19 protein-coding genes and 1 tRNA gene are annotated in these 16,845 nt (G+C 54.5%); 12 read left to right on the top strand and 8 right to left on the bottom strand.

The annotated features are described in order from the left end of the window. The first annotated feature begins 316 nt into the window (after positions 1-316). Positions 317-1,045, top strand: a complete 729-nt coding sequence (locus ACQY36_RS06505) for an acyl-[acyl-carrier-protein] thioesterase (protein ID WP_428078427.1) — start codon at positions 317-319, stop codon at positions 1,043-1,045. 127 nt (positions 1,046-1,172) lie between these two features. On the opposite strand, the gene ACQY36_RS06500 is transcribed toward ACQY36_RS06505, so the two are convergent. Next, complete coding sequence (locus ACQY36_RS06500) at positions 1,173-2,048, bottom strand: outer membrane protein (RefSeq protein ID WP_428078425.1); 876 nt, start codon at positions 2,046-2,048, stop codon at positions 1,173-1,175. Between the two features lie 155 nt (positions 2,049-2,203). After that, positions 2,204-2,854: an outer membrane beta-barrel protein gene (locus ACQY36_RS06495; protein ID WP_428078423.1), complete on the bottom strand. Its 651-nt coding sequence runs from the start codon at positions 2,852-2,854 to the stop codon at positions 2,204-2,206. Positions 2,855-3,025: 171 nt separating this feature from the next. On the opposite strand from ACQY36_RS06495, the gene rimP reads away from it, so the two are divergent. From rimP to ACQY36_RS06475, 4 genes are all read left to right on the top strand, one after another. After that, positions 3,026-3,484, top strand: coding sequence for a ribosome maturation factor RimP (gene rimP, locus ACQY36_RS06490; RefSeq protein ID WP_428078421.1), 459 nt, complete (start codon positions 3,026-3,028; stop codon positions 3,482-3,484). A 35-nt stretch (positions 3,485-3,519) separates the two neighbouring features. After that, the gene (gene nusA, locus ACQY36_RS06485; RefSeq protein ID WP_428056723.1) at positions 3,520-4,905 is read left to right on the top strand and encodes a transcription termination/antitermination protein NusA; all 1,386 of its coding nucleotides are present in this window, start codon (positions 3,520-3,522) and stop codon (positions 4,903-4,905) included. Then, a complete protein-coding gene (gene infB, locus ACQY36_RS06480; RefSeq protein ID WP_428078419.1) occupies positions 4,883-7,291 on the top strand; it encodes a translation initiation factor IF-2 in 2,409 nt (802 codons plus the stop codon). Before nusA ends, infB begins: the two co-directional genes overlap by 23 nt. Positions 7,292-7,458: 167 nt before the next feature. Beyond that, entirely contained in the window at positions 7,459-7,812 is a 354-nt protein-coding gene (locus ACQY36_RS06475) for a DUF190 domain-containing protein (RefSeq protein ID WP_428056725.1), read from the top strand. Positions 7,813-7,929: 117 nt separating this feature from the next. On the opposite strand, the gene ACQY36_RS06470 is transcribed toward ACQY36_RS06475, so the two are convergent. Next, complete coding sequence (locus tag ACQY36_RS06470) at positions 7,930-8,460, bottom strand: type IV pilin protein (RefSeq protein ID WP_428078417.1); 531 nt, start codon at positions 8,458-8,460, stop codon at positions 7,930-7,932. A gap of 120 nt (positions 8,461-8,580) precedes the next feature. On the opposite strand from ACQY36_RS06470, the gene rbfA reads away from it, so the two are divergent. From rbfA to ribF, 4 genes are read left to right on the top strand one after another with little or no spacing between them, the layout of a single operon-like run. Next, complete coding sequence (gene rbfA / locus ACQY36_RS06465) at positions 8,581-8,940, top strand: 30S ribosome-binding factor RbfA (RefSeq protein WP_428056727.1); 360 nt, start codon at positions 8,581-8,583, stop codon at positions 8,938-8,940. Further along, a complete protein-coding gene (locus tag ACQY36_RS06460; protein ID WP_428071632.1) occupies positions 8,930-9,925 on the top strand; it encodes a DHH family phosphoesterase in 996 nt (331 codons plus the stop codon). Before rbfA ends, ACQY36_RS06460 begins: the two co-directional genes overlap by 11 nt. Next, a complete protein-coding gene (gene truB, locus ACQY36_RS06455) occupies positions 9,903-10,616 on the top strand; it encodes a tRNA pseudouridine(55) synthase TruB (protein ID WP_428056729.1) in 714 nt (237 codons plus the stop codon). The genes ACQY36_RS06460 and truB overlap by 23 nt, the downstream gene beginning before the upstream one ends. Further along, positions 10,613-11,524, top strand: a complete 912-nt coding sequence (ribF, locus tag ACQY36_RS06450) for a riboflavin biosynthesis protein RibF (RefSeq protein ID WP_428078415.1) — start codon at positions 10,613-10,615, stop codon at positions 11,522-11,524. The genes truB and ribF overlap by 4 nt, the downstream gene beginning before the upstream one ends. Before the next feature lie 148 nt (positions 11,525-11,672). Here the strand turns inward: ribF and ACQY36_RS06445 are convergent, their stop codons facing one another. From ACQY36_RS06445 to ACQY36_RS06430, 4 genes are all read right to left on the bottom strand, one after another. Further along, complete coding sequence (locus ACQY36_RS06445) at positions 11,673-11,948, bottom strand: hypothetical protein (protein WP_428056731.1); 276 nt, start codon at positions 11,946-11,948, stop codon at positions 11,673-11,675. Between the two features lie 36 nt (positions 11,949-11,984). Further along, complete coding sequence (locus ACQY36_RS06440) at positions 11,985-12,812, bottom strand: hypothetical protein (RefSeq protein ID WP_428078413.1); 828 nt, start codon at positions 12,810-12,812, stop codon at positions 11,985-11,987. Positions 12,813-12,923: 111 nt separating this feature from the next. After that, positions 12,924-12,997 (bottom strand) — tRNA-Met (locus tag ACQY36_RS06435). A gap of 77 nt (positions 12,998-13,074) precedes the next feature. After that, positions 13,075-13,671, bottom strand: a complete 597-nt coding sequence (locus ACQY36_RS06430; RefSeq protein ID WP_428078411.1) for a tetratricopeptide repeat protein — start codon at positions 13,669-13,671, stop codon at positions 13,075-13,077. A gap of 271 nt (positions 13,672-13,942) precedes the next feature. Between ACQY36_RS06430 and ACQY36_RS06425 the strand changes: the two genes are divergently transcribed. The 3 genes from ACQY36_RS06425 to ACQY36_RS06415 are packed head-to-tail and all read left to right on the top strand — an operon-like array spanning position 13,943 to position 16,269. After that, positions 13,943-14,704, top strand: a complete 762-nt coding sequence (locus tag ACQY36_RS06425; RefSeq protein WP_428056734.1) for a glycosyltransferase family 2 protein — start codon at positions 13,943-13,945, stop codon at positions 14,702-14,704. After that, the gene (locus ACQY36_RS06420; RefSeq protein WP_428056736.1) at positions 14,701-15,489 is read left to right on the top strand and encodes a polysaccharide deacetylase family protein; all 789 of its coding nucleotides are present in this window, start codon (positions 14,701-14,703) and stop codon (positions 15,487-15,489) included. The genes ACQY36_RS06425 and ACQY36_RS06420 overlap by 4 nt, the downstream gene beginning before the upstream one ends. A gap of 9 nt (positions 15,490-15,498) precedes the next feature. After that, positions 15,499-16,269, top strand: a complete 771-nt coding sequence (locus ACQY36_RS06415) for a polysaccharide deacetylase family protein (RefSeq protein WP_428078409.1) — start codon at positions 15,499-15,501, stop codon at positions 16,267-16,269. Positions 16,270-16,273: 4 nt separating this feature from the next. Here ACQY36_RS06415 and ACQY36_RS06410 read toward each other — a convergent pair whose 3' ends face one another. Continuing rightward, positions 16,274-16,810, bottom strand: a complete 537-nt coding sequence (locus ACQY36_RS06410) for a type IV pilin protein (protein WP_428078407.1) — start codon at positions 16,808-16,810, stop codon at positions 16,274-16,276. Positions 16,811-16,845 lie beyond the last annotated feature (35 nt).

The raw sequence follows: 16,845 nt of genomic DNA, 5'->3' as shown, positions 1-16,845 counted from the left end.
GGCGAGCCGCCCCTCCCTTTCCCTGACGGAACCATCCGACTAATTGAGCCACACTATTTAAACAATGTTGCCAAGTACCGTAAAGCGAGCACGAAAAGCCGCCCGCAGGGTCCGGGCCTTGGGGTCCTGGCCTTATCCAGGGTTCAGCAAAATACGGTACTTTTAAATACTTGGGAGAGAAACATTTGGGGATATTCCCGTCTGGTATACCACCGCCCGCAGGGTCCGCCCCGCCCTTTCCCTGACGGTGCCATCCGACTGATTGAGCCACACAATGCGGGAAAAAAGATACAATACAAAAAAGGGGGTCTTTACAATGATTGAACAAAAATTTCACGTGCGTTTTGACGAACTGGACGCGCAGGGACATATTCCCGCCGCCGCTTTTTTAAAATACTTTCAGGAGTCCGCCGCGCTGGACAGCCATCAGCTGGGCTTTGGCTGGGAAGCCCTGCAAAAGGACCATCTGGCCTGGGTGCTGACGCATATGCAGGCCCACGCCCTGCAGGCCGATATCAAACATCAGGACGTAACGGTAAAAACCTGGCACTCCTATTCGGACAAACTCCTAAGCCGCCGCCAGTTTGTCATATCCGGAGCGGACGGCACGCCGCTGTTTGAAGGGTCTTCCTGGTGGGTGATTATAGACACCGAAAGACGCCGCCTGACCCGCACCCCCCAAAGCCTGCTTGATTTAAATCCCGCCGAGCGCGAGGAACTGGAACCCGAAGAAAATTTCAAGGCGCCGCTTCCGGAAGGCAATCCGGCGCACTCCCTGCACATCCTTACGCGCGAGGAAGACCTGGACATCAATGCCCACGTCAACAATACGCACTACGCGGCCTGGGCCGTGCAGAGCGTGCCCGAAGAAGTAAGAAACGGCAAAAAGCTGGACCGCATTCTGCTCTCTTTCAAAAACGAATGCCGCGCGGGAGAAAACATCCGCGCGGACGTATACCCTGCCGGCGAAAACGCATTCTGGCACGCGCTGGTGCGCGAATCCGACGGGAAAGAAGCCGCCCGCGTCTATACCCGCTGGGCCTAACCGAACCGATTATATGGAAAACACCCGGAGATATAACTTTCCGGGTGTTTTTTACGGGACAAATCAGGACAAATGAAAGGGGACCTCAGGAAGAAGTCCCCTCTAGCCCCATAGAGCTATGCAGATGTTAGAATCTCATACCCACGCGGAAAAACGCGGAATGGTATTGGAGATCTTTGTCGCGCCCGAAGTCGGACAGGTGCTTATCGCTGATGAAAGCGTACGTATAGCGGTATTCCAGTCCGGCGAAGAGGCTGTCGGTGATGTCATACTGGAGCCCCAAACCGGCGTAGAAGCCCGTACCCCATTTGTCTTTGCTGGAGCTGTTATCCGCGGCGCTGGTTTTCATCCGGGCGTTCATCATACCCCAGCCCATCGGGATGTACACTCTCCAGCTGTCCCAGGCGTTAAGCGTGTATTTACCGGCTAAAGAAACGGCATGGAGGTAGTTGTCTTTATACCGGCGGTATTCACCGTCCTGGTCGTGGCTTTTGGCGCGGGGATGAAGCATCATATAATCCACGCCCAAAGCGAAGTTGTCGGACATATTCCACAGCGCGCTCACGCCGCCGGCCAGGCCGTTGGTGGCGTAGCGGTCTTTGCGGTTGTCTTTATTGAACGAATACGTCTCGCCGCCCGCGATGGAAACTTCCATCTTTTTAGCGTTGGTGCGGGCCGCTTTGCTGGGCGTATAGTTGCTGTAAACCACGCCGCCCGTGGTGGTTTTGCCGCTCGGGCCGGTTATGGTCTGCTCCACCACACCGTAATCCACGGTGCCTTTTTTATCGGTGGCCGAGACGTCATACACGTCCGTGGTGGTGGTTACCTTAGTGGTTTTCAAGCCGGGTTCTCCTTTTTTAAGAGAGGCTTGGTTGGCTTTCTTGGTGGCGGCGGCTCCGGCTTTTTGCTGGTAAGCGGCCGAGTTCATATTGCCCTTTTGGGCAAAAGCGGCGTTTGCACCCAACAGCAGCGCGCAGGCCGTAATGACTAACGTTTTCTTCATTTTTTCCCCCTGTATACGACTTTTATGCATCTGTACGGCTGACTACTCTTTTATTCTAACGCCGCGGGTTTCCCCAGTCAACGCCAAAAAGGGATTAGTTTCCCCACACGCAAAAAACCCCGCCGCAAAGCGGGGTTCCCGTCGGAAAAAGATTTTTAAAACATCCGCATGCCGATTTTCAGCATCAGCGCGTGAGAGCCGAAATACTTATTGGAGCCGCAGGCTTCATCCAAATCTCCGCCCTGCACAAAAGTATATACGTACCGGTATTCCGCGCCCAAAAACGCAACGGGCGAAATATCAAACTCCAGCCCGGCTCCGGCATAAAGAGCAAGGCCCCACCGCTCCGTACGCCCGTCCGCCGCGCCCCGGCGTTTTTTTAAGAACAGCCCTCCGCCTCCGGCTCCCAGCGGAAAATACACACGCAGTTTGCCGTCCGGGTTGGCGCGTATTTTAAACGCCGCCGAAATGTGATGGGAATACAGCGAGTATTCCGGCGCCGTGCCCGAAGAGCGGAACCCGCCGTACATATAATCTATGCCGCTGGCCACGTGCGGGCTCATATCCACCAAAATGGACGCATTGCCGATAACCCCCGGCGACGTATAATCCCGCCCCGCGCGGTCATCCGCCCCGGAACGCACCGAACCGATACCCAGCGAAAACTCGCTCCCGCTGTACGCCCCCCATTTATATAAGGGTTCAAATTTCTTTTCGCCGCTTTTGGTTACGGTATATTCCTGCGCGGCCGCCGGGCATACGCACAAGAGTAAAAACAAACAAATCCATAAATTGCGTTTTTTCATCTCTCCTCCCCGGTTTTATAAATGCTTCCGTTTATTATAACTTTTTCCTTCCCGCCGGTGCAGGCGGGGTTGACAAGGAAACCCGGGAATGATATTATATTAATGTACTAGAAAGAGCGACTTGGCAACAAGTCGCTCTTTCCTTAATAAGGCTCTATACAAGGAGTAACCATGAGAGACCCCAAAACCATAGAAGAAACCGTAGCCAAGGCCCTGGAAAGCCAGAACGTTGAACTGGTGGACCTGGTCATCCAAAACCAAGGGAAAAAGAAACTTTTGCAGTTTTTCGTTGACAAAGTCGGCGGCGTAACCCTGGACGACTGCGGCGAACTGACTGATAAAATTGATTCCATTCTGGAAATGGAAAATTTAATTGACGGCGCGTACATCCTGGAGGTTTCCTCCCCCGGCGTTACTCGCGTACTGAAAAAACCGGCCCATTTTAAGCAGTTTACCGGGCAGCGCGTGAAAATCGTGCTTAAAGTGCCGCTGGAAGGCCGCGGCTTTTTTACCGGCGTCATCGCTTCGGCGGAAGACGACGCTTTCGTACTGGACGACGGAACCAACCAATTCCGCTTTGCATACGACAACATCAAGAAGGCCAACCTGGACCCTGTTCTTGAATTTTAACCCCGCAATACCGGGAATCACTAAGGAGAAAACACATGGAAGGAAGTGCTAAAGATTTAGTTTTGGCGTTGGAAGGACTGGAAAGAGAAAAAAACATCAAACGCGAAGACATTTTAAAAACCATTGAAGACGCGCTCGTCTCCGCGCTTCGCAAAAACCTGGGCAAAACCGCCCAAATCAGCGCCAAGATTGACGTGGAAAACGGTTCCATCAAAGCGTTCCAGACGTTAAACGTAGTGGAACTGGTAACCAACCCCGAAACGGAAATTGACGTGGAAGGCGCCAAAAAACACCTTAAAAACCCCCAGCCGGGCGACGTGGTAACCATCACGCTGGAAGTGGAAGATTTCTCCCGCATCGCGGCGCAGATTGCCAAGCAGGTGCTCATCCAGAAAGTGCGCGGCATTGAGCGCGACAACTTCTATAAAGAATTTAAGCCCCGCGAAGGCGAAGTCGTTACCGGTTCGGTGCGCCGCTTTTCCGACCGCGACATCATCGTGGACCTGGGCAAAGTGGAAGCTATTTTACCCTACTGCGAACAAATCAAGAAAGAACGCTACGTCAACGGTTCGCGCGTAAAAGCCATCATCACCAAAGTGCTCAGCCAAAACGATTTGGCCGCCATCGGCGACGACCCGGTGCTCTCCCGCTACAAATCCGCCGCGTTCAAAATGGACAAAGGCCAGCGCGGGCCTTACGTGATTCTTTCCCGCGCCAACGGCAAATTCCTGGAAGAACTGTTTAAAGTGGAAGTGCCGGAAATCAACGAAGGCATTGTGGAAATTAAAAACATCCAGAGAGACCCCGGCTTCCGCGCCAAAGTGATGGTGTCCAGCATTGACAATAAAATTGACCCCATCGGCACCTGCGTGGGTATGCGCGGCATCCGCATTCGCGCGGTAATGAACGAACTCTCCGGCGAACGCATTGACTTAATCAATTATTCCGACGATATTTCCACCGTCATTATGAACTCGCTCGCCCCGGCCAAGGCCGACTTCGTGAAAATTGACAGCCTGAGCGAAAAACGCGCCACCGTCATCGTGCCGGACGACCAGCTGGCCATCGCCATCGGCAAAGACTGGCAGAACATCAAGCTCGCTTCCAAACTGACGGGCTGGAACCTGGAAGTAAAGAGCGAATCCCAAAAAGCGCAGGAAGGCAAAGAAGCTTCCGACGCCGTACAGGCCACCCTTTCCGACGTGGAAGGCATCGGCCCCAAGATGGCGGAAGTGTTGCAGAAATCCGGCTTTACGAGCGTGGAACAAATAGCGGACCTGGACGTGGAACACTTGTCCACCGTGCAGGGCATCGGCGAGAAAACGGCCGCTAAAATTATTGAAGGCGCCAAAAAGTATCTGGCGGACAAGCAAGCCGCCGACGGGCAGGAGGAATTGAATGACGACAAAGAAAACAACTAACGCCGAAGAGGAATCCTCCGCCAAGAAAAAAACCGCCGCTAAAAAAACCACGGCTAAAACCGCCGCCAAGAAAACGACGGCTAAAAAGACGACGGGTAAAACAACCGCGGCCAAAAAAACGACGGCCGCCAAAAAACCCGCCGCCAAGAAAACGACGGCTAAAAAGCCCGCCGCCAAAAAAACGGCGGAGACCGCGGAAGAAACGGTAAAACAAACCGCCGGGCAAACGGCTCCCCAGGCGCAAGCCCCGGTGCAGACGCCGGCGGAAAAACCCGCTCCGGCCCCGGTACAAAAGCCCGTTGAGGCGCCCAAGCCGGCTCCGGCGCAGCCGCAAACGCCCGTGCAACAGCCGGCCAAGCCCGCGGCCCAGCCGGCACCGCAACAGCCTCAGCCGGCCCCGGTACAACCCAAACCGGCGCAACAGCCCGTTCAGCCGCAAAACCGCCCGCAAGCCGCCGTACCGAACAGCCGCCCGCAGGGTGCTATGCCGAACAACGCACAGCAGAACGGCCGCCCGCAGGAAAGCCGCCCGCAGACCGCCGTACCGAACAGCCGCCCGCAGGGCCCGAGACACGGACACAACCAGCGCGCCGAGCAGCCCGCCCAGCCGGCCAAAGACCCCAAATGCATCCGCATTGTGGGCCAGCCGACGGTAAAAGAGCTGGCGGAAAAGATGAACATCAAAACCAACGATTTCATCAAAAAGCTGATGATGATGGGCATTTTCGCCACGATTAACCAGCGTCTTGAAAAAGACATGATTGAGCTTATCGTAGACGAATGCGGTTTTAAAGCCGAAATGGCGGAAGAAGATTTAAATAAAGAAACGGTGGCGCTTTTGGAAACGCCGGACGATCCGGCCTCTTTACGTCCCAGAAGCCCCGTTATCACCATTATGGGCCACGTGGACCACGGTAAGACCAGTCTGCTTGACGCCATCCGCAAATCCAATGTGGTGGCGGGCGAAGCGGGCGCGATTACCCAGCACATCGGCGCATACCGCGTTACCACGCCGCGCGGCGTGCTGACATTTTTGGACACCCCCGGCCACGAAGCTTTCACCGCCATGCGCGCCCGCGGCGCACAGGCGACGGACATCGTCGTTCTGGTCGTCTCGGCCACGGACGGGATTATGCCGCAGACCATAGAAGCGATGGAACACGCCAAAGCCGCCGGAGCGCCCATCATTGTGGCGGTCAACAAAATTGACCTTCCCGGCGCCAATGTGGACCGCGTCAAGCAGGACCTGGCTTCCAGAGGCCTCGTGCCCGAGGAATGGCAGGGCAGTACGATTTTCGTGGAAATTTCGGCCAAAAAGCATATCAATATAGATAAACTTTTGGAAATGATTGCGCTGCAGGCCGAAATGATGGAACTCAAAGCCAACCCGGACCGCCCGGGCGTGGGCATTATTCTGGAAAGCAAACGCGACAATAAACGCGGCGTAGTGGCCACCGTACTCGTGCAGAAAGGCACGATGAAAGTGGGCGACCCGTTTATCGTGGGCACGAACTACGGCCGCATCCGCGCGCTGATTGACGAAAATTCCCAGCGCTACCAGAAAATCGGCCCCAGCGTGCCGGCGGAAATTTTGGGCATCAACGGCGAACCGCCGCAGGTGGGCGATACGCTCTACATCATGGAAAGCGAAAAAGAAGCCCGCTACGCCGCCGAAAAACGCAAACTGGCGCAGAAAGAAGATTCCCAGGCGCACCGCAAACAGGTGTCTCTGATGAACCTGCGCAAAGACGACGAAAACGGCAATTCGGTCAAGAAATTACAGCTTATCTTAAAGGCCGACGTGCAGGGTTCCATTGAAGCCATTAAAGACGCGCTGCTTCGCATTCCGTCCGACGAAGTGGAGCTGGATATTATCCTCTCCGCGCCGGGCAACGTCAACGAGTCCGACATTCTGCTCGCCAAAGCCAGCAACGCCGTCGTCATCGGCTTCCATGTGGACGTGGAGCACAAAGCCCAGAGCGAAGCCGAACGCGAAGGCATTGAAATCCGCCGCTACACGATTATCTTTGAACTCTTGGAAGATATCAAAGCCGCCATGGAAGGGCTCCTGGAACCCGACGTGGTGGAAACCGTCGTGGGAACGGCCACCATCAAGAAAGTGATGAAGCTGAGCTCGGGGCTTATTTCCGGCTCGCTGGTGGACAGCGGCACGATGATCCGCGGCTACGAGGTGCGCATTAAACGCAACGGCGAAGAAGTGGGCCACGGCAAGATTGGCGGCCTGAAACGCTTCAAAGACGACGTAAAAGAAGTGGAAAAAGGCTATGAATGCGGCATCCTGATTGAAGGGTTCAAAGGCGTTGCCGAAGGCGACGTAATTGAATGCTTCCGTAAAGATAACGTCACTAGACGTATTAAAATGTAAAGTTTAAGTATGCCGAATGAAAACCCCGAAGCGCAAGCTGAGGGGTTTTCTTATGCCCCGCAACGATGAGGGAGATAGTTTCTGCCGATTTTCCCCCATAAAAAACTTTACACGCTCCGCCGCAAGTGCTACGATTAAAAAAAGGGATATCTCCCTAAGGGGGCCGTATGGACAACAACGCTAACTATAAGATATTGAAAATCTACCTCAGCAGCACCGATAAAGTAAACTGTGTACTGCTTTATGAAATCATCGCCAAAAAAGCCAAAGAGTTCGGCCTGGAAGGCGCCACCGCCCACCGCGCGATGATGGGCTTCGGCCCCAGCACGCGCCTGCGCTCCACACGCTATTTTGAACTGGTGGAAAAATTCCCGGTAGTGATGGAAATGATTGACGAAGGCCCCAAAATAGACGCATTCGCCAAGAGCATCCGCCCCGTACTGGAAAACCAGCCCAAAGGCTGTTTAATGGTGGCGCACGGGCTGGACGTACTCTTTAAGAAAGAAGGCACAAAATCTTAAAACGCGGAGGAAAATCCGCCGCACCCAGTTAGAACCGCCCGGCATATGCCGGGCGGCTCTTTTTAAAACAAAAAGCCCCGGGCTCCGAAGAACCCGGGGGTACCGTCCAAAGAACATTTATTTAATCATACCGCCGGCATTGCCGTTGGCGATGGATTTGCAGACGGCGGAAGCGCCCGTAGTAGCGTCCGCGGTCAGCACCGTCGACGGTTTATCGGTCGTGCACTGGCGGCGGATATTGCCGTTGGAGTCAATAGACACGCTGATAGTATATTTCGTATCCGTATTAGTGGAAGGCGCAAAGGCCCCGGTACTGCCCACCGTACCGCGCTGGGCCGTACCCAAAAAGGTCCCGGCGGCAGGAACGGAAGCGCTAATTTGGAAGTTTTTAGTCGTCGTCGAAGTCTGAGCGGCGGTACCCGTTACACCAGGAAGCTGCAAATCAAGCAGGGTTAAGTCGTTGGTGTAATTACCGGTGCTCATTTTGTAAATCTGCTCGGCGTTGGCCAAGTTACCGAGTAAGGTAATGGCTTCCGTCGCGCGGGATTTTTCTACGGCTTTGGTGTACTGCGGCAGCGCCACAGCGGAGAGGATGCCAATAATCAACACGACTACCAGCAGCTCAATTAACGTAAAACCTTTATTCATATGTTATCCTCCTACAACAATTCGGCGGCATACCTGCCGCTCTATTTAATAGTTTAGTTTAGTTTCAAAAATTTTTCAAGTATTTTTTGGCCCTATACCCCAAAATGCTATAATAAGAATATGATTGACAGAATTAAACGGCTGGAAACCCTTTTCCTGGAAGAAATTAACACATTAATTACCAAAATGGCCGCCAACGGCGATTTTGGCGGATTCGTAACCATTACCGCGGTGCGCCTGTCTAAAGACCTGGCCTCCGCCAAGGTGTTTTTCTCGGTGTTCGGAAGCCCCGAGGACAAAATCAAAACGCAGAACGCCCTGTCCATTCTGCGCAAAGAAATCGGCGCGAAACTGCGCGGACGCCTGCATTTAAAACGGATTCCTTCCTTCAGCTTTGAATTTGACGACACGCCCGAAAAAGCGTCGCGCGTGGAATCCATTTTCCAGGTGATTGAAAAGGAAAAACACGATGCAGAATAGAGAAGAAAGCCTGCGCCGAATTTGGAAAGCGCTGCGCGCCGGAAACAAATTTTTCATCGCCGGCCACCTCAACCCGGACGGCGACTCGCTGGGCTGCACGCTGGCGGTGACTTCGCTTTTGGAACGCCTGGGCAAAACGGTGTACGCCTATGCGGCGCCCGCCATCGGCAATGATTTAAAATTTCTGCCGGGTCTTGAAAAAATCCACGTGGGCGTACTGCCGGAGCACCCGGATTTTGACACCGTCATCCTGCTGGAATGTTCCGACCGCCAGCGCGGGGGCGACCTGGAAAGCGTGCTCACCCGAGCCAAAACGCTTGTAAATATAGACCATCACCTCGTCAGCGACGCATACGGAGACGTCAACCATATTGATTCCGTCGCTTCCTCCACCGCGGAAATTATTTTCCAGCTGTTTGAAGAATCCGAGGACGAGCACTGCCTCCCCACGCCCGACGAGGCCACCTGCCTCTATACCGGGCTGGTAACCGATACGGGCCGTTTTGTCCATTCCAACACCACCGCCGAGGCCCTCCGCGTGGGTTCTGCCCTGGTGGCCTTGGGGGCGGACGTGAACCAAATCAACCAGGTTATCTACTTTACCAAATCCTACATTGAGCTGAAACTCCTGGGCCGCGCGCTGGAAAAAATGGAAATGCGCTTTGACAACAAATACAGCCAAATCATTTTAACCCGGCGCGACTTTGAGGCCTTCGGCGCGACGCCCGCGCAAACCCAAGGCATCGTCAGCCAGCCCACCATGATTCCGGGCGTGGAAGTTTCCGCCCTTATCAAAGAAGAACCGGACAAAGTTTCCGTCAATCTCCGTTCCCGCGGCGGCGTGGACGTAAGCCGCATCGCCCAAACCTTCGGCGGCGGCGGGCACGCGCGCGCTTCCGGCTTTAAAGTAACCGGCAAAACGGTGGACGAAGTGGCCGACGCGCTGGCCGAAGTGGTGCACCATGTCGTTAAAAGCATCGGCTGAGCCGCAAAAAAGCGGTCTCCTGCTCTTAGACAAGCCGGCGGATTTTTCTTCGCACGACATTATCGCCGTTTCCCGGCGGGAACTGAAAACCAAAAAAATCGGACACAGCGGCACCCTGGACCCTATGGCCACCGGACTGCTTATTTTACTTGTCGGCCGCGAAGCCACCCGTCGGCAGGACGCTTTTTTAAAACTCCCCAAAACCTATTCCGCCCGGCTGAAACTGGGCGAGGAGACGGACTCGTGGGACGCTTACGGCAGCGTCATCCGGCAAGCTCCCGTCCCCCCGCTTACGCAGGAACTGCTGGAACGCGCCGCACAGAAGCTGACCGGCCGGATTACACAGCCCATTCCGTTTTTCAGCGCCAAACGCATTAACGGCAGCCATATGTACGACCTGGCGCGCAAAGGCGCGCCAATGGAACGCCGCTATAACGAGGTAACGGTCCAATGGACGCACCTGGCGTTAACCGCGCCGGATGAAGCGGCCTTTACGGTACACTGCTCCTGCGGCACCTATGTGCGCTCGCTCGGGTATCTGCTGGCGCAGGAACTGGGCACGGCGGGGCATTTAACAGCTTTAAGAAGGCTTCAAATCGGCCCGTTTGACGTACAAAACGCTTTTGACGGCAACCGGCTAAAAGGTATCGGGAGCGCCTTATACGAGCGCGTGGAGCCTATCCGCTTATGACGCAAAAACGTTTTATCACCATCGGCACGTTTGACGGCGTACACATCGGCCACCGCTTTCTGTTCGGCCGGCTGGATGCGCTGGCGGTGCAATACTTGCAAAAACCGCTGGTGCTCTATTTTCCGCTCCCCCCGAAAACCCTGCTGGGCGCGCACCCGGAAATGACGGTGCTTTCCAGGCCCGCCGAAAAAAAACACCTGCTTAAAGAACTGGGAATGCAGGCGGCTGCGCTGGATTTTGACGCGTGCCGGAATATGGAGCCGGCGGAATTTTTTGAAAAAATACTGCTTCAAAAGTATCAAATGGGCGGCCTGCTCGTCGGGCCGGATTTTGCGTTTGGCAAAGACCGCCGCGGTGATACGGATTTTCTGCGCGCCGAATGCGCCAAACGGGGCATTCCCTTTGAAACGGCCGCATTCTACCGAACGGACGGCGAAAAAGTATCCTCTTCCTTAATCCGCAAAACGCTTGCCATGGGCGATACGGAACGCGTCAGCGCGCTGTTGGACCGCCCCTACGAACTGACGGGCACGGTGGTTAAAGGCCACAAACTCGGCCGCCGCCTGGGCTTTCCCACCGCCAATTTGGATACGGGAATTTACAAAATTCTGCCGCTTGGCGTATTTGCCGTAAAAGTGCGCGTGGGCCGCCGATACTACGACGGATTTTGCAACATCGGTTTCCGCCCGACGGTGAACACGATTGATTCTTCCCTGCCGCTGGTGGAAGTAAATATTTTTGATTTTCACCAAAGCATCTACGGCCGCAAAATAACCGTCTGGTTCGCCGGCAAACTGCGCGACGAAACCAAATTTAACGGCCTGGACGCGCTGGTCGGCCAGCTGAAAAAAGACCGCGAACTTGCGCGCGCCGTATTAAAAAATCTGCCGCCGCCTAAACCGCTGTAAATTTGCCCTGCATGAAACTCCCCGGGCTTACGCCTGGGGTTTATTGTGAGCAGTATTTATAAAAGGCCTTCCCGCCGGGGAGGCCTTTTTCTCTATACAAAAAAGCGCCCTCCCGGCGGGAGAGCGCTTTTTACGGTTCCGCGAAAAACTATTCTTCTTCGGCGTCGTAATAATCGCGCACAAACAGCACGATATACGCCAGCCAAGTGCCCCCGAAAAAAATCAGGAAGCAGTACGAGAACCACCACATCTTGCTCACCGGGTTATAATCCATCAGCATGGAATCAAAAAACAGCGTGCACAAGATGACCGCCAAATACCCCCACACGCACAGCGCGAAGAGTTTGAGCAGCAAATCAAACGTGCCGATGATAAGTCCTTTTTCGGCATAGGGTCTTTTCAGATAAGCCATTAAAGTTTGCATAAAGTTATTGTAATCCCCCTTTTCCGGTTTGTCAAGCTACGGCTGCATGGCCGGGTCCGAGGCGTTGTAGCCGAAAGACGAGTCCGACGCCAGCGCCGGATCGGTAAATCCCGCCGGGGCGGCTCCCTGCGCGTTATAAGCGGGGGCGGCGTTGGGATTGTTTTCAAGCCCGTAAGCCTGCTGGATTTCGTTCTGCGGCGTGCCCGTGGGCGCGTACATCAGTCCGTCCCCGGCGTCGCCGGAGGCGGGTGTGCCGTAAGGATTGACCGAATACGCCTGCGCCACCGTCTCTTCGGAGGAGGCGGGCGTCGGGGCCGGTTCGGGCTGTTCCTCGGCAATGGTTTTCATAAAGCGTTTGGGTTTTTTCTGGCGCGCCAGCAAGCCTTTTTCATCTTCTTCCGTTAAGACGGACGGAGCCGTCAGCTCGGCGGACTGGGCCAGCCGTTTGGGCGCCTGGGCCGAGGCGGCCAGCTTGGCCTGGCGGTCGGCTTCTTCTTTGGCGGCCTGCTCCAAAGCCAGGCGTTCCTGCTCGCTCAGCACATCGTTGGTAAACGCGGGAAATTTTTTGGTATCCACATAATCCTGGGCCACCTGTACGCCGTCTTTGTCAAAATACACCGGCTTTTTGGAAACGGGCTGTTCCTCGGTCTGCGGCGCGGGTTTATTGCTGGAAACCCCGTAGTACACCAGCTCCGGCCCGGCGGGAAGGGGCTGCTCGGCCTCCGGCGTCAGGCAGTAGGCCACACGCTCGCGGGTGGAGGCGTTTTGGTGCCGGTCCACGCGCGTTTCGCACGTAGAGGCGGCGCAAAAAGCCGGCAAAGCGGCTGTAGAAAGCATAAAAAAGACTGCGAAGGTTTTTTTCATAATATCTCCGTACCCTTATAATAGTACATTTTGTACGGTTTTGCATAGAGGAAAACAAAAAAATCCGGACAAATAAAAAACCCTTCACGGTGTGTGAAGGGCATTAAAAAATGTCACCGGGTGGGCTCGAACCACCGACCTAGCGCTTATGAGACGCTCGCTCTAACCACCTGAGCTACGGTGACGTAAATCGCGTATAATTATTATATCAAAAGAACGCGTTTTCGCGCAAATTTTTTCCATTCTCAGACGGAAAACCGCCTCAGTCAATCATGGAATATACGTTTAACCGCTCGGGCATACGGCCCGTTTTGGCCGTCTCAAAATCCTGTTGAGCCAGGTCTTCTTTGCCCATTTTTAAATAAACCGCGCCGCGCGCGTTATACACTTCCGCCGCGGGCTGCAAATTGATGACGGACGTATAATCCACCACCGCTTCGTCCAGGCGGCCCAGCATAAAGTACACGCCCGCGCGCGAGAAGAAAATTTCCGGCTTGCCGGGTTTTAACTCAAGCGCCAGATTAAGCACCGTCAGCGCGTTTTGAAAATCCCCTTTGGCGGCCAGCGTGCTTGCGTAGGCGGTGTACGCGTCGGCCTGGTAGGGGTTCTTTTCCAGCACGTGCAAAAAGTCGGCCTCCGCGCGGTCATAATCGCCGGTAAAGAAATACACCGCGCCGCGCGAGGCGTAGCCCGTCAGGTTATCGGGGTTGAGTTCAAGGGCGCGGTCGTACGCCTTCAGCGCCTGCTGCGGTTTTCCGTCCTGGAAATAACCGTCCCCGCGCAGCAGATATTCCGACGACGTCGGCAGCGTGGTGCACGCCGCCAGCAAAAACGGCAACAGCAAAACGGTCTTTTTCATAATCTTCTCCCCCAGGGTCTAAAGTCCTAGAAATTATACAACATAAGTCCTAAATTTTTCTAGGCACACGATGCTTTATTTTATGGGTACTTATTTTTTTAAAAATGGGTCTAAAGGCCCTGTCGGCCCCGCGCGCGAAGTGATATAGTAAGAATATAGAAAACGTTTTTAATTTCATCCAAACCGCTGTAGTCCCAAACCCTGCTACAGCGGTTCCCCTTTTTTATACGCCCCCTTTCGTTTGCTCCCCCCTAAATGCTACAATAGCCGTATGAGAACGCCGCGTATCACGCTTTTTATCATCGCCCGGAACGAAGAGTCCAAAATCGCCAAATGTATTTTGAGCGCCAAGGGGCTCGTCAACGAGGTGGTAGTCGTGAACGGCCTGTCCAAAGACAAGACCGCGCTCGTCTGCCGCGAGCTGGGCGCGTTGGTGTTTGACCGGGCGTTTGACGGCTTTGCCAGCCAAAAGAATTTTGCGCTCTCCAAAGTAACGTCCGAATGGGCGCTGAACCTGGACGCGGACGAAACGCTCTCCCCGGCTCTTAAAGAAGAAATCGCGCGCGTTACGCAGCAGACGGACTTTGCGGGGTTTGACATTCCTTTCTGCAACTATTTTTTAGGCAAAAAAATGCGCTTCAGCGGGCTGAATAAAGAAACGCACCTGCGCCTGGTGCGCACGAAAAACGCCAAATACGTGGGCGGCCTGGTGCACGAAGGGCTGGACGTAAAGGGCAAAATCGGGCGCCTTCAAAACCCGATTAACCATTATTCCTACGATACGATTGAAACCTATTTCCGCAAATTTAACAAATACACTTCCCTCGCGGCCGAACAGATGTACAAAAACGGGCGGCGTTTTTCGCTGATTGGCGTGCTGTTTACGCTGCCGTTTGAGTTCTTTAAACGCTATGTGTTAAAACTCGGCGCGCTGGACGGCATACGCGGGCTTTTATGGGCGTCTTTCTCCACGTTTTACGTGTTTGTAAAGAACGCCAAACTTTGGCAAATCCAGGAGCAAAACGAAAAATGACGCTCTGCCTGACTGCGCTTTTATTGCTGGCGGCGTATCTGTTTTGGCGGTTTCCGCAGCTTCGCAAAACGTGGTATCTGCCCAAACGCAAAGGGTTTGTGGCGCTGATGTACCATCACGTAGGCGTACTGGAAGACCCGCAGGAAGAACAATACCCTTTCACCGTCCGCCCGGATATGCTGGAGCGGCAGATTTTATTTTTAAAAGCGGGCGGATATACGCCCGTGTCGCTCGCGGAGCTGGACGCGGCGCGCAAAGCGGGCAAATCGTCCGTCCAAAAGCCCGTTATGCTGACGTTTGACGACGGCTACGAAGACAATTACACCAACCTGTTTCCCCTACTTAAAAAATACAATGTCCCCGCCGTGATTTTTTTGATTACGGACCGCGTCGGCACGCCCGGCTATATGACCTGGGAACAAATTAAAGAAATGAAGGACAGCGGCCTTGCGGAGTTTGGCTCCCACACGCGCTCGCACCGGCGCCTGCGCAGCCTGCCGGACGAAGAAATCGTAAAAGAACTGCGCGAAAGCAAACAAATTTTAGAAGAAAAATTAGGCTCGCCCGTTACCGCCCTGTGCTATCCGTTCGGCGCGGGCGGGTTTGACAAACGCGTCCGTCCGCAGGTGTTTAAAGCCGGATATATCTTTGACTTCAGCACCAAAAAAGGCGTAAACCCGTGGCCCTGGCAGGGCAAATCCACCCTGCGCCGCGCCTTCCCGCGCGGGGGCGAAACGCTGTTTGACTACCAATTGCAGCTTACCCGCGGGCAGAGCAAATTATAGGATTTTACTATGACGTACGCCCTTATCCCGGCCGCCTTACTTGCGGCCCTTTTCATCTGGCTGTTCCTGCGCCGCCGGCCGCACGCGCTGTTTGTGCTGGCGTACGAAAAAACCGGAACGCCCGCCCCCTTCTCCCGCCTTAAAAACCAATGGATTACCGCAGCGGAATTTGAAAAAACGCTCAAGCGGCTCTTGGCGCGGGGTTTTACCGCCATCTCCCCGGAAGCCCTGGCGGCGGGCAAAAAAATGCCGCAAAAGCCCGTACTGCTGGCGTTTATGGGCGGGTACCGGTCTTTTATAACAGAGATTTTCCCCCTGCTTCAAAAATACAAAGTGTGCGCCGCCGTTTTCCTGGCCCCGGACCTGGCCGGCCAGTACAACGCCTGGCAGGACCCGCACCTGGAGCCCTGGCAAAATTTACTGACGGAAAAAGAATTGAAAACACTTCAAAAAAGCGGACTGGTGAGCTTTGGCGCGCTGGCGCTGGGCGGACGGGATTTGACCGCCGTTTCCGCCGAAGAAGCCGTTTATCTCGCACAGGAAAGCCTGTTCCGCTTAAAAGACCAGCTGGGCCTTGCGCCGGCAGGATTTGCCTTTTGGCCCGCCAAACATTTTGATGAAAAAAAGGCCGCCGAAATCCTCGGCGGCAACAACAATCTCCCGGTGATTACGCCGGTTTGCGGGATAAACCCGGCGGAGCGGAAAACGGGATTTCTAAAAACGTTAGCCCCTTCCCAACACCCCTTTTCCGTGCGCTATGCGCTTTGGAAACGCAGATAATTCCTCACGGCATCCGGAAAAACCGCGTGCCGCCGCTGGCCGCCTGAAAAGGCGCATGGAACAGCTTGGTGCAATAATCTCCCTGAGGCTTTTCAAACACTATTCCGTCAGAGACCCTCTCCATACAAATAATACTTTCGGTATCATAGCTGGACGGCCCGGTGCCGAAAAAACCAAACCCGCCGCCTTTGTACTCCCCCCGTAAACGTCCCACATATAAGGCGTGATTCTGCGAATCCGCTATAATTTGCAGCGACCAGTCCCCGTTGGAACGCGTATCGGACGCGCCGCTGTACCACTTTTCATTTCCCGTCCAAGCAACTTCTATATCCAGCTGGTCAAAAGACGAGGCGTACGTGCCGTTGGCCATATAATAGCTTTGCTGCGCCTGCCCCAGCGATTTGAGCACGCTTAGAGCCTGTGCGGCGCGGGATTTTTCCACCGCCTTGGTGTATTGCGGCACGGCAACCGCCGCTAATATTCCAATGATTAACACCACCACCAACAGCTCTATTAACGTGAATCCGAGGCTTTTCTGCACGGGATATATCCCCCTATTTATATAAGTTGATATTC

Source organism: Candidatus Avelusimicrobium alvi, assembly GCF_958451995.1.
Classification (GTDB): domain Bacteria; phylum Elusimicrobiota; class Elusimicrobia; order Elusimicrobiales; family Elusimicrobiaceae; genus Avelusimicrobium; species Avelusimicrobium alvi.
The sequence above is the reverse complement of the archived record's forward strand: the minus strand, read 5'-3'. Positions and strand labels throughout refer to the sequence as shown.

Excerpts from the sequence above, each read along its gene's own strand:
- ACQY36_RS06505 (WP_428078427.1), top strand. The coding sequence starts at position 317 with ATGATTGAACAAAAATTTCACGTGCGTTTTGACGAACTGGACGCGCAG.
- ACQY36_RS06500 (WP_428078425.1), bottom strand. The coding sequence starts at position 2,048 with ATGAAGAAAACGTTAGTCATTACGGCCTGCGCGCTGCTGTTGGGTGCA.
- ACQY36_RS06495 (WP_428078423.1), bottom strand. The coding sequence starts at position 2,854 with ATGAAAAAACGCAATTTATGGATTTGTTTGTTTTTACTCTTGTGCGTA.
- rimP (WP_428078421.1), top strand. The coding sequence starts at position 3,026 with ATGAGAGACCCCAAAACCATAGAAGAAACCGTAGCCAAGGCCCTGGAA.
- nusA (WP_428056723.1), top strand. The coding sequence starts at position 3,520 with ATGGAAGGAAGTGCTAAAGATTTAGTTTTGGCGTTGGAAGGACTGGAA.
- infB (WP_428078419.1), top strand. The coding sequence starts at position 4,883 with ATGACGACAAAGAAAACAACTAACGCCGAAGAGGAATCCTCCGCCAAG.
- ACQY36_RS06475 (WP_428056725.1), top strand. The coding sequence starts at position 7,459 with ATGGACAACAACGCTAACTATAAGATATTGAAAATCTACCTCAGCAGC.
- ACQY36_RS06470 (WP_428078417.1), bottom strand. The coding sequence starts at position 8,460 with ATGAATAAAGGTTTTACGTTAATTGAGCTGCTGGTAGTCGTGTTGATT.
- rbfA (WP_428056727.1), top strand. The coding sequence starts at position 8,581 with ATGATTGACAGAATTAAACGGCTGGAAACCCTTTTCCTGGAAGAAATT.
- ACQY36_RS06460 (WP_428071632.1), top strand. The coding sequence starts at position 8,930 with ATGCAGAATAGAGAAGAAAGCCTGCGCCGAATTTGGAAAGCGCTGCGC.
- truB (WP_428056729.1), top strand. The coding sequence starts at position 9,903 with ATGTCGTTAAAAGCATCGGCTGAGCCGCAAAAAAGCGGTCTCCTGCTC.
- ribF (WP_428078415.1), top strand. The coding sequence starts at position 10,613 with ATGACGCAAAAACGTTTTATCACCATCGGCACGTTTGACGGCGTACAC.
- ACQY36_RS06445 (WP_428056731.1), bottom strand. The coding sequence starts at position 11,948 with ATGCAAACTTTAATGGCTTATCTGAAAAGACCCTATGCCGAAAAAGGA.
- ACQY36_RS06440 (WP_428078413.1), bottom strand. The coding sequence starts at position 12,812 with ATGAAAAAAACCTTCGCAGTCTTTTTTATGCTTTCTACAGCCGCTTTG.
- ACQY36_RS06430 (WP_428078411.1), bottom strand. The coding sequence starts at position 13,671 with ATGAAAAAGACCGTTTTGCTGTTGCCGTTTTTGCTGGCGGCGTGCACC.
- ACQY36_RS06425 (WP_428056734.1), top strand. The coding sequence starts at position 13,943 with ATGAGAACGCCGCGTATCACGCTTTTTATCATCGCCCGGAACGAAGAG.
- ACQY36_RS06420 (WP_428056736.1), top strand. The coding sequence starts at position 14,701 with ATGACGCTCTGCCTGACTGCGCTTTTATTGCTGGCGGCGTATCTGTTT.
- ACQY36_RS06415 (WP_428078409.1), top strand. The coding sequence starts at position 15,499 with ATGACGTACGCCCTTATCCCGGCCGCCTTACTTGCGGCCCTTTTCATC.